At 68.8% G+C, this 10,927-nt stretch carries 8 protein-coding genes; 4 read left to right on the forward strand and 4 right to left on the reverse strand.

The window, feature by feature from the left end; translation table 11 throughout:
* Window positions 1–12: 12 nt before the first annotated feature.
* Window positions 13–1,614 carry a protein kinase family protein gene (locus ACLQ2S_RS20470; protein WP_155221693.1) on the reverse strand — a complete coding sequence of 534 codons (1,602 nt, stop codon included), beginning with the start codon at window positions 1,612–1,614 and terminating at the stop codon, window positions 13–15.
* Window positions 1,615–2,054: 440 nt separating this feature from the next.
* Window positions 2,055–3,806, reverse strand: a complete 1,752-nt coding sequence (gene murJ, locus ACLQ2S_RS20475) for a murein biosynthesis integral membrane protein MurJ (RefSeq protein WP_425702327.1) — start codon at window positions 3,804–3,806, stop codon at window positions 2,055–2,057.
* Window positions 3,807–3,933: 127 nt separating this feature from the next.
* Here murJ and ACLQ2S_RS20480 point away from each other — a divergent pair, with 127 nt between their 5' ends.
* From ACLQ2S_RS20480 to ACLQ2S_RS20490, 3 genes are all read left to right on the forward strand, one after another.
* Complete coding sequence (locus ACLQ2S_RS20480; RefSeq protein WP_155221691.1) at window positions 3,934–5,394, forward strand: CCA tRNA nucleotidyltransferase; 1,461 nt, start codon at window positions 3,934–3,936, stop codon at window positions 5,392–5,394.
* A 228-nt stretch (window positions 5,395–5,622) separates the two neighbouring features.
* A complete protein-coding gene (locus tag ACLQ2S_RS20485; RefSeq protein WP_425702328.1) occupies window positions 5,623–7,689 on the forward strand; it encodes a S8 family serine peptidase in 2,067 nt (688 codons plus the stop codon).
* A gap of 132 nt (window positions 7,690–7,821) precedes the next feature.
* Complete coding sequence (locus ACLQ2S_RS20490) at window positions 7,822–8,301, forward strand: methylated-DNA--[protein]-cysteine S-methyltransferase (RefSeq protein ID WP_155221690.1); 480 nt, start codon at window positions 7,822–7,824, stop codon at window positions 8,299–8,301.
* A gap of 100 nt (window positions 8,302–8,401) precedes the next feature.
* Here the strand turns inward: ACLQ2S_RS20490 and ACLQ2S_RS20495 are convergent, their stop codons facing one another.
* Both ACLQ2S_RS20495 and ACLQ2S_RS20500 read right to left on the reverse strand, forming a co-directional pair.
* Window positions 8,402–9,481, reverse strand: a complete 1,080-nt coding sequence (locus tag ACLQ2S_RS20495; protein WP_425702399.1) for an inositol-3-phosphate synthase — start codon at window positions 9,479–9,481, stop codon at window positions 8,402–8,404.
* Window positions 9,482–9,504: 23 nt separating this feature from the next.
* The gene (locus ACLQ2S_RS20500) at window positions 9,505–10,143 is read right to left on the reverse strand and encodes a PadR family transcriptional regulator (protein WP_309223814.1); all 639 of its coding nucleotides are present in this window, start codon (window positions 10,141–10,143) and stop codon (window positions 9,505–9,507) included.
* A 173-nt stretch (window positions 10,144–10,316) separates the two neighbouring features.
* On the opposite strand from ACLQ2S_RS20500, the gene ACLQ2S_RS20505 reads away from it, so the two are divergent.
* Complete coding sequence (locus ACLQ2S_RS20505; protein ID WP_155221689.1) at window positions 10,317–10,778, forward strand: DUF5318 domain-containing protein; 462 nt, start codon at window positions 10,317–10,319, stop codon at window positions 10,776–10,778.
* Window positions 10,779–10,927 lie beyond the last annotated feature (149 nt).

A 10,927-nucleotide genomic window follows, 5' to 3' on the forward strand; every position in this document is an offset into this window, starting at 1 on the left:
CGTGCTGGTGTCTCATGACCCCTGGACCGTGATCTCCTGGACACCGACCTTGAAGCCGCTGTCGTTCGGCGGCAGCTCCGTGATCCAGAACAGCAGGTACCGGTACTTCTGGTCGGCGTCGAAGCCGTTGAAGGTCATCGTGGTGCCGTCGTGCGTCTCGAAGGGCTGCCCGATCCGGTTCTTCAGGTACGCGGTGAGGATCTGGTCGTCGCCGGAGCTGGACGACGGGGCGTCGATCGTGCCGGTGAGCAGCTCCGCCGAGGCTCCCCGGTCGGAGAGGTTGACCTGCACCGACTTGACCGTCCGCTCGGCGCCGAGGTCGATCCAGACGCCCATGCCCCGCTTGAGGTTGCCGAAGTTGCCGCTGCCCCGGTAGGTCTGCGTGGACCAGCCGACGTCCTGGTCGCCGTCGAAGACCTTCTCGGCGTCGCGGACCTCGGCCCGGTCCTTGCTGTCCGGGTCGATGATCCGAGCCTGGCTGATCTTGAGATTTCGCACCGGGGGTGTTGCCGGCTCCTCGGTCTCCGGCGCGCTGGAGGTCGGCGCCGCGACCGGACTGGTCTGCGGGTCCTCGTTGTCGTCGCCGAGAGTGCTGATGCCGATGAGCAGCCCGATCAGGGCTACCGCCAGCAGACCGGCGATGCCCAACGCGACCTTGCGCCCACCGGCAGCGGCCAACGGCGACGGCTCCTCACCGGTCTCACCGGCGAACCGTAGCGGGCCACTGTTGTCGAGGAAGTCGTCCTCGGAGACGTCGAGCCGGGCCAGTTCCGCGGTCAGGACGTCCGACGGAGGCGGGGCGATCTCGGCGTCGAGCAGATCCATGGTCAGGTCGTCCAGGTAGGCCGGCACACCGGCGCGTACCTGGCGGGGTGCCGCCACGGCCCCGTTGGCGTCGCGTACCGCGTCCGGGATGGCCGCCCGGCCGTGCCCAGCGGTGGCACCACGCAGCGGTGCCTCGGCGTGCGGCCAGTAGCCGGTCATCGCGTAGTAGAGGATGCCGCCGACCGCCCGGACGTCGCTTTCCTGGCTGTCGTCACCGTCGGTGCGGGCATCCGCGAGCACCACCCGGCCGTCATCACTGATCATCACCGTGCCGGGGTGCACGTTGCCGTGCACCATGCCGGTGGCGTGCACGGCGGCCAGGGCACTGGCGACGGAGTTACCGACGGCGGTCGCCCGGGCGGCGTCCAACGGCCCGTTCGCGACCAGCTCCCGCAGGGACTGACCGTCGACCCACTCGCGCACCACGTAGGCCCGCTCGGCCTCGTCGATGGCGTCGTACACGCCGACCAGGTTGGGGTGGACGACCCGGCTGGCGGCGACCGCCGCCTGAAGCATCTCGGTGGCGGACTCGCCGCCCGGGTAGCGCATGACGACCGCGACGGGCCGGCGCAGGATGACGTCGACCCCGCGCCAGACCAGACGGCCCGCGCTGTCGTTATTGATGTGTTCGACCAGTTCGTAACGTTCGGCGAGGATCTCACCGGCCGTCGGAGCACCGAAGGTCATGACCGGCGGAGTGGTCTCGTCCGCGTCCTGACCCTCGCCGACCTGGGTCACCCGTCCTCCCTCGGTGATCGTGTCGATCGATGGACCCGCGCTGCTGGGCATCTGCTTCCCGCTCCGCCTTCGTCTGGTACCGGCCGGCCGGTCGCAGCACGGTGCCGCGCGCCGGTGTCTGCCGTACCCGTCGAGTGCGACCTTACCCGGGATGACCCGGTCCCCGACATGTCATCTTCCCGCCGTACGGTGACGGTGGCGTAAGCAGTCGGTCGGTCCGTCCCGTTACCGCCGTTGTCGGCCCCGTTGCTGGTACATGTAGCGGTCAATCTAGAGGCTGACCATAACGGGCGCCGGCAGGGGCGGAACCGGTCTCGTCGACGGTTCGGCAGCGGGAGATTCCCCGTCAATCGGCCGGGCATACTCGGCCGTCCGGTTGGTTATCCACAGGGTGATCCGCCAGTTGAGCGGCGGCACGCGGAGTTATCCACAGGTGCATCCCCAGCCTGGTGATCCTCGGTCACTCTGGGTGCGCGGTGGGACGGTCCGGCTCAGCGGCCGAGTCGGCGGCGGACCATCCCGATCACCTCGGTGATCTCGGAGATCCGCAACGCGGTCGCCAGGCCCAGGTAAGTCCCGCCGATCACCGCGCCACCGACCACCAACTGCACCAACGCCTGTGCGCGCGTCGGCGTGTCGTCGCCGGGCAGCAGGGCCACCACCAACAGACCGGCCAGGGCCGCGCCCAGCGCCGCGACGGCGACCCGGCCGAGGGTGCCCAGGATCGCGCCCAACCCGATGCGGCCGACCCGTGGGCGCAGCAGCCAGGCTGAGCCGACCGCCGCGGCCAGGTACGACACGGCGTTGCCGATCATCATTCCCGCGCCGACGAAGCTCGCCGAGAAGAGCGCGAACAGGGCGACCTGCACGCCGATCCGCAGGGCTACCACCGGGATGTTGATCAGTGCCGGGGTCCGGGTATCCGGCAACGCGTAGAAGGCGAAGGTGAACAGCTGGCTGATCGCGAAGGGCACCAGCGCGACTGCGGCGGCCAACAGCACCAGGGAGGTCGCGGTGGCGTTGTCGTCGTTGAACGCGCCCCACCGGAACAGTGTGAACGCGATCGGGGTGGCCAGCACGGCGTAGCAGACCGCGATCGGGGCCAGGACGGCGGAGACGGTCCGGGTGCCCCGGGACAGGTCGGCGGCCAGGTCGGCATACCGGCCGTCGGCGGCGGCGGCGCTCATCCGGGGCATCAGCGCGGTAATGATCGACACCGCGATGATCCCGTGCGCGGTCATCAGCAGCAGGAAGACGTTGTTGTAGATCAGTGGCCCGGCGGCGTTCTCCTTGCCGGCGCGGTTCAACAGGTTGAACAGCACGATGAGGCCGATCTGGCTGACCGCGACGTAGCAGATCATCCAGGCACCGAGCCGCCCCAGCTCGGCCAGACCGAGCTTGCGGAAGTCGAAGCGCAGCTTCCACCGGAACCCGACCTTGCGCAGGGCCGGCATCAGACCGGCCACCTGGACCGCCACACCGACGAGGGTGCCGCCGCCGATGAGTAGGACCCGGCCGGTCGTCATGTCGTCAGGCCCGACGATCTCCGCGCCGAAGACGGCGATGTAGAGACCAGCGGTGCTGATCACGACCAGGTTGTTCAGGATCGGTGCCCACATCGGCGCGGCGAAGTGGCCCCGGGTGTTGAGTACCGCGCTGATCAGCGCGCTCAGGCCGGAGAAGAAGATCATCGGCAGCATGAGCCGGGCCAGGGCGGTGACCAGTCCGGAGTAGCCCTCAGCCGACTCGTCCGCGCCGTACAGCCAGGTCAGCGGCGCGGCCAGAGCGACCGCGAGCACGGCGGCGGCACCCAGCGCAAGCAGCGCCAGGGTCAGCAACCGCTGCGCGTACGCCTGGCCGCCGTCGGCGTCGGCCTTGCGTCGGCGCACCAGCACCGGGATGAGCACGCTGGTGAGGATGCCGCCGAGCAGGAACTCGTAGACCATCCCGGGCAGGATCTGGGCGGTGGTGTAGGCGTCGCCCACCAACGCACCACCGAGGGCGGCACCGATGACCAGATTGCGGAGGAAACCCGTACCCCGGCTGACCAGGCTGCCCAGCGCCATGATCGCGCTGTTGGCGGCGGCGCTACCCTCGGCCACCTGCTCCTGGGGCGGCGCAACCGACTCGGCCGCCGGCTGGTTGAGCGGGTCCGCGGAGATGAACGTGGCCCCGTCGTCCGGCCGACCGCCGGGCGCACCACCCTGCTGGGCGTTCGCGCTGCGGTAGAGCCCGCCGCTCATCTGTGCCTCCAAGGGGGGTCAGCCGGAGCCGGCACCGGCCCACACGCCACAGACCTTAGTCAACCCCCGCCCGTTACCCGCGCCCGGCGGACGAGATGCGGGTCAGGACCGATAGGCTGCGGATCCGATGTCCGAAGCCGCCGCATCCCACGCCACCGACCGCCGCGATCTCACCGCCGCGCAGCGCAACGCCGTCGCCGAACTCCTCCGGGTCTCCCCGGTGGCCGACGAGTTGGGTCGCCGGTTCGCCGCCGCCGGTCACGAACTGCACCTCGTCGGCGGTTCGGTCCGCGACGCCCTGCTCGGCCGGCTCGGTGAGGATCTCGACTTCTGCACCGACGCACATCCTGACCGGACGCTGGACATCGTGCGCGGCTGGGCCGAGGCGATCTGGGAGACCGGCCGCGAGTTCGGCACCATCGGCTGCCAACGGGGCGGTCTGCGACTGGAGATCACCACCTTCCGCGCCGAGTCGTACGACCAGGTGAGTCGCAACCCGGTGGTCGCCTACGGCACCAGCCTCGTCGAGGACCTGCGTCGGCGGGACTTCACCATCAACGCGATGGCGGTGAGCGTTCCCGAGCACCGGTTCACCGACCCGTACGGCGGCCTGGCCGACCTGGCCGCGAAGATCATCCGTACCCCGGGCACACCAGCCGAGTCGTTCGGCGACGACCCCCTGCGGATGCTGCGGGCCGCCCGCTTCGTCGCGCAGCTGCGCTTCACGGTCCACCCGGACGTGCGGGCGGCGATGACCAGGATGGCGCCCGATCTGGACCGGATCACCGCCGAACGGATCCGCGACGAGTTCACCAAGCTGCTCTGCGGCGCGGACCCGATCTCCGGCCTGCGGCTGCTGGTCGACACCGGTCTGGCCGAGCGGTTCCTGCCCGAGCTGACCGGGCTCAAGCTGGAGATCGACGAACACGCCCAGCACAAGGACGTCTACGAGCACACCCTCACGGTGATCCGCAACGCCATCTCGTACGAGGAGGACGGACCGGACTTCGTGCTCCGGATGGCCGCGTTGATGCACGACGTGGGGAAGCCGGCGACGAAGGCGATCGGTCCGGACGGGCGGGTCAGCTTCCACCACCACGAGGTGGTCGGTGCCCGGCTGACCAAGGCGCGGATGAAGGCGCTGCGCTACCCGAAGGACGTCACCGCGAAGGTGACCGCGCTGGTCGCGCTGCACCTGCGCTTCTACGGGTACGGTCGGGGCGAGTGGACCGACTCGGCGGTGCGTCGATACGTCACCGACGCCGGTGACCTGCTGCCCCGGCTGCACAAGCTGACCCGGTCGGACTGCACCACCCGCAACCGGCGGAAGGCGGCGCAGCTCGCGGCGGACTACGACGCGTTGGAGGAGCGGATCGCCCGGCTCGCCGCCGAGGAGGATCTCGCCCGGGTCCGGCCCGACCTCGACGGCAACGCGATCATGGAGCTGCTGGGTGTGCCACCCGGCCCGGTGGTGGGACGAGCCTGGAAGCATCTGAAGGACCTGCGGTTGGAACGTGGCCCGTTGGACCGCGACACCGCCGAGGCGGAGTTGCTGCGCTGGGCCCGCGACGAGGGCATCATCAGCTGACCGCAGCCTGATCTTCAGCCCCCGGTTCCGGATCTGTCAGTCGGTACGACGAGACGCCGACGTTTCGACCGAACGGCTGACGCAGGTGGGTCGGCGTCCATCCATGATGTTGACACGTCCGCCAGCCGCTGATGACAGTCGAAGCCGGACGATCCAATTCTGTCCGACCGTCCAGCTGACACGGTCGACGATCGACGGGGGTAACCCATAGTGAAACGCCGTGGCGTCATGCGCCGCACGGCGGCGGCCGGGCTCGCCCTTGCCACCGCCTCGTCCATCATCGGTGTCGTCTCCGGCGGCACCGCGATGGCAGCCCCGTCCGACCAGCCCCGACCCGAGGTGCTCGGCACCACGGGCGCCGGCGCTGTGCCGGACCGGTACATCGTCGTGCTCAAGGACCGTGGGGCCACCTACAGTTCGGTCCGGGCGACCGCCTCGGCGCTGACCCGCGCCAACGGTGGCACCGTCCGGCTGGTTTTCGGCAAGACCCTCGCCGGCTACTCGGCCACGATGAACAAGCGGCAGGCGGAGAAGCTGGCCGCCAACCCCGCCGTCGCCTACGTCGAGCAGGTCCGGCGCCTGTCGGCCAACGCGACCCAGACCAACCCGCCGTCCTGGGGCCTCGACCGCCTCGACCAGGCGTCGGCGAAGCTGAACAAGACCTACAAGTACCCGAACACCGGTAGCAAGGTCACCGCCTACATCCTGGACACCGGCATCAACGTCAAGCACCAGGACTTCGGTGGCCGGGCCAGCATGGGCTACGACGCCATCGACCCGCCGCCGGTCGAGCCGACGCCGGACCCGACCGAGCCGGGAACCGCCCGGGCACAGGCCAACGGGGACTGCAACGGCCACGGCACGCACGTCGCGGGCACCGTCGGCGGCGCGAAGTACGGCGTGGCCAAGGGCGTCAAGCTGGTCGGCGTACGGGTGCTCGACTGCGACGGTTACGGCACCACCGAGCAGGTGCTCGCGGGCATCAACTGGGTGACCGCGAACGCCAAGAAGCCGGCCGTGGCCAATATGAGTCTCGGCGACGTCACGGCCATCCCGTCGATCGACGAGGCGGTCAAGCGCTCCATCAACTCCGGCATCACGTACGCGATCGCCGCCGGTAACGCGTGGATGGACGCCTGCAAGGCGTCGCCGGCGCGGGTGTCGGACGCGATCACCGTGGGCGCGACCGACCGGGTCGACATGCGGGCCTGGTTCTCGAACTACGGCAAGTGCATCGACGTGTTCGCACCCGGGGTCAGCATCGTGTCGGCCCGCCACGACAACAACACCGGCAGCGTCGGATACAGCGGCACCTCGATGGCGGCTCCGCACGTGGCGGGCGCGGCGGCGCTGCTGTTGCACTCCAACCCCAGCTGGAAGCCGAAGCAGGTCCGCGACCGGATCGTCACCACCGGCATCGCCGGCGTGGTCTACGACACCAAGGGCTCGATGGACCGGCTGCTGACGGTGGGTTCGGTGACCCCGGTCCGCAACGCGTACGGCTTGAAGGCCGTCTCCAACGGCAGGTACGTCACCGCTGCCAGCACCAAGAAGGCTCTGGTCAACAACGGCAAGAGCATGGGTACCGCGCAGCGGTTCGACATCGTCAACGCCGGTGGTGGTCTGGTCGCGCTGCGCTCGAAGAAGACCGGCCGTTACGTGGTGGCCCCGAGCAAGGGCACCAAGCCGCTGATCGCCAGCCACAAGACGATCGTCACCCCGGCCAAGTTCACCATCGTGAACCACGCCGACGGCAAGATCAGCCTCAAGGCCAAGACCAACGGGAAGTACGTGACGGCGTCGAAGAGCACGACCTCGGTGCTCCGGGCGAACCGGACCAGTATCGGCGCCAACGAGAAATTCACCCTTGAGGCACCGGCCCCCGTGATCAGCATCAGGTCCAAGGCCAACAACAAGTACGTGGTGGCGGCCAGCAGCACCAAGCCGCTGGTGGCCAGCAGCAAGTCCGTCACCAAGTCGGCGAAGTTCCAGATCGTCAACCAGGGCAACGGCTTCTTCGCCCTCAAGGCGCTGTCCAACAGCCGGTACGTGACCGCGGCGAGCAAGGGCACCAAGCCGCTGATCGCCAGCAGCAAGACGGCCGGGTTCTGGCAGACCTTCGACTTCGTCGACTACAACGGCGACGGGACGGTCTTCTTCCGGGCCAGCGACGACCAGGCGGTCTCCGCCGGGGCGTCCGGCACCAGCAAGCTCATCTCGAACAAGACGATCAGGTGGACCGCCTTCGAACTGGGCCTGGGCAAGGGCGAGAAGTTCACCGTCTCCGCCGCCTGATCCGTACGCGATCCCTTCCGGCGCCCGCCGGAGCCCCCGACAGCTCGGGACGCTCCGGCGGGCTTCGGCCTTTCCGGGCCACCGCGCTCGTACCCGCTGACCACCTTTCCGCTGCGGGTGGACAATGGCGGGATGCGCTGGACCGTGCTCGACTCGCCGATCGGGGAGTTCTCCGTGGCCACCGACGGCGAGAGCGTCTGCGGGACACGCTTCGGCGCGGTCGGTGACGCCGCCACCGAGCCGCTCGACGAGATCTCCCGGCGGGTGGTGGCGGAGTTGCGGGCGTACTTCGCCGGGGACCTGACCGACTTCGGCGTGCCGCTGAGCGTGCCGCGCGGCTCCGACTTCGAGCGGGCGGTGTGGCGGGAGATGACCCTCATTCCGTACGGCGAGACACTCACCTACGGCGAGGTCGCCCGACGCGTGGGTGAACCCGGAGCCGCCCGAGCTGTCGGAGTGGCGTGCAACCGCAATCCGATTCCGGTGATCGTGCCGTGTCACCGCATCGTCGGAGCGGGAGGAAAGCTGGTCGGCTTCGGTGGTGGCCTGGACCGGAAGGTCGGGCTCCTGGAGTTGGAGGCCCGGGTGGCCCTGCAACGCGCCTGGTCGTGATCAGCCCGGAGCAGGGTGGCGACAGAGCACGAGGGCCGAGCCCTCGCGGACTCGGCCCTCGTGTCGGCAACAGCGTCAGATCGCGCTGGTGCTCAACGCGTCAGCGCTCGACCTCACCGGCGATGAACGCCTCGACGGCGGCGTGCGCGTCGTGGTCGGCGTACTGCACGGGCGGGGACTTCATGAAGTACGACGAGGCCGACAGGATCGGTCCACCGATCTTCCGGTCCAGGGCGATCTTCGCGGCCCGTACGGCGTCGATGATGACACCGGCCGAGTTCGGCGAGTCCCACACCTCGAGCTTCAGCTCGGCGTTGAGCGGCGTGTCACCGAACGAGCGGCCCTCCAGGCGGATGTAGGCCCACTTGCGGTCGTCCAGCCACGGCACGTGGTCGGACGGGCCGATGTGCACGTCGCTCTTGACCATCTCGTGCGGCACCTGGGAGGTCACCGACTGGGTCTTCGAGATCTTCTTCGAGACCAGGCGGTTGCGCTCCAGCATGTTCATGAAGTCCATGTTGCCGCCGAAGTTGAGCTGGTACGTACGCAGCAGCTCGACTCCCCGGTCCTCGAAGAGCTTCGCCAGAGCGCGGTGCACGATGGTGGCACCGACCTGGCTCTTGATGTCGTCGCCGACGATCGGCAGACCCGCATCGGTGAACTTCTGCGCCCACTCGGGGTCGGAGGCGATGAAGACCGGCAGGGCGTTGACGAACGCGCAGCCGGCGTCGATCGCGGCCTGGGCGTAGAACTTGTCGGCCTGCTCCGAGCCCACCGGCAGGTACGAGACGACCACGTCGACCTGCGCGTCGCGCAGCGCCTTGGCCACGTCGACCGGCGCGGCGTCCGACTCCTCGACGATCTCGCGGTAGTACTGGCCCAGACCGTCGAAGGTCGGGCCGCGCTGCACGGTGACGCCGGTCGGCGGCACGTCGCAGAGCTTGATGGTGTTGTTCTCGCTGGCGACGATCGCCTCCGCGAGGTCCATGCCCACCTTCTTGGCGTCGACATCGAACGCCGCGACGAACTGCACGTCAGAGACGTGGTAGTCGCCGAAGGTGACGTGCATGAGACCCGGGACGCGGTCGTTGGGGTCGGCATTCCGGTAGTACTCGACGCCCTGTACCAGGGACGAGGCGCAGTTACCCACACCGACGATGGCGACGCGGACGGAGCCCATCGCGTGTGCCTCCTTCTTCTCTGTCACGGCCGCTCTGTCCTGGTCTCTCCAGGCGGAGGCGGGCTGTTGTCTTCTCGTGGGCCGCCGGCCGTCCCGTCGTTCGGGACCGTCGGGGCACGGCCGGAGCGCTCGTTGGCGATGAGCTCCTCCAGCCAGCGGACCTCACGCTCACAGGCCTCCAGGCCGTGGCGCTGCAGCTCCAGGGTGTACGCGTCGAGGCGCTCGGCCGCCCGGCCCAGCATGTCGCGAAGCCCTTCGCGACGTTCCTCGATCGTGCGGCGGCGACCTTCCAGAATTCGAAGTCGGGTCGCCTGGTCGGTTCGGGAAAAGAACGCGAAGTGCACACCGAAGCCGGTGTCGCCGTATGTCTCCGGCCCGGTCTGCGCAATGAGCTGGGCGAAGCGTTCTTTTCCTTCCGCGGTGATGGTGTAGACCACCCGACCTCGTCGGCTGGTCAGCGCGGGAACCTCCTCGGCGGTGGCAGGTGTCTCGTCGGCCTCGGTGATCCATCCTGCCGCCTGCAGCCGGCGCAGGGTCGGATAGAGCGAGCCGTAACTGATAGCGGCGCGGATCGCGCCGAGCTTGGCGGTGAGCTCCTTGCGGAGCTCGTAGCCGTGCATCGGAGCCTCCTGCAACAGGCCGAGGATGGCGAGTTCGAGCACCGGCCACCCTCCCTTAACCTGTGCGTGGAGCGCTACACGCCACGATGTATCGGACCGATACATCGCACCGTAGCGTCTCGCCTGGGTCTGGGCAAACCCCCACACTGATGTCTTGCGGTCACGGATTGTCACGGTGGTCGCCTCGTCAGAGCAGACCGCGTACCCTTTCCCGCATGCGTACGCAGCGCCAGGTCGTCGACTACTCGCTTCGAAAGCGAGCGGCGCTGCGTGAACTCCTCGCGGGTCGTGTCGGCACCTATGACCTGTGCGACGCGTCGCCCTACCTGAAGAACGCGGCTCGGTTCCATGGCGAGTCCACCGACGAGCGGTGCCCGATCTGCCGCAGCGAGAACCTGACCCTCGTCCACTACATTTATGGCGACGAACTCAAGCAGTCGGCCGGCCAGGCCCGTACTCTGGCTGAGCTGAGTGTGCTGGCGATGACGCTGCGTGAGTTTCAGGTCTTCGTAGTGGAGGTGTGCCTCGGCTGTGACTGGAACCATCTCGTCGAGCAGTACCTGCTCGGGCGGGATGGTCTGACCGGCGTCGCCGACGGCGACCTGGAGCATGGTGAGGCTAGCGGCATGACCGCCGACGGAACGGGTGTCCGGCGAAGGCGAGAGGCGCAACGGTGATTCGAGCTCGATCGGCTGGCCCCGGTCGCGTGCCACGCGGCTGGGGCTACCGACGGCTTGTAAGTCTGAATGGTCCGTTTGATGCGGATCTGGCACCGGCGACCACGGCACCCCCGTGCCGGGTGCACAGGTGTCACAACTCACGGCAA

Source organism: Micromonospora sp. DT48 (genome assembly GCF_049844495.1).
Classification (GTDB): Bacteria; Actinomycetota; Actinomycetes; order Mycobacteriales; family Micromonosporaceae; genus Micromonospora.

Bases quoted from the DNA above. Each gene is read 5' to 3' on its own strand.
- ACLQ2S_RS20470 (WP_155221693.1), bottom strand. From the start codon at position 1,614: ATGCCCAGCAGCGCGGGTCCATCGATCGACACGATCACCGAGGGAGGA.
- ACLQ2S_RS20485 (WP_425702328.1), top strand. From the start codon at position 5,623: ATGCGCCGCACGGCGGCGGCCGGGCTCGCCCTTGCCACCGCCTCGTCC.
- ACLQ2S_RS20495 (WP_425702399.1), bottom strand. From the start codon at position 9,481: ATGGGCTCCGTCCGCGTCGCCATCGTCGGTGTGGGTAACTGCGCCTCG.
- ACLQ2S_RS20505 (WP_155221689.1), top strand. From the start codon at position 10,317: ATGCGTACGCAGCGCCAGGTCGTCGACTACTCGCTTCGAAAGCGAGCG.
- ACLQ2S_RS20480 (WP_155221691.1), top strand. From the start codon at position 3,934: ATGTCCGAAGCCGCCGCATCCCACGCCACCGACCGCCGCGATCTCACC.
- murJ (WP_425702327.1), bottom strand. From the start codon at position 3,806: ATGAGCGGCGGGCTCTACCGCAGCGCGAACGCCCAGCAGGGTGGTGCG.
- ACLQ2S_RS20490 (WP_155221690.1), top strand. From the start codon at position 7,822: ATGCGCTGGACCGTGCTCGACTCGCCGATCGGGGAGTTCTCCGTGGCC.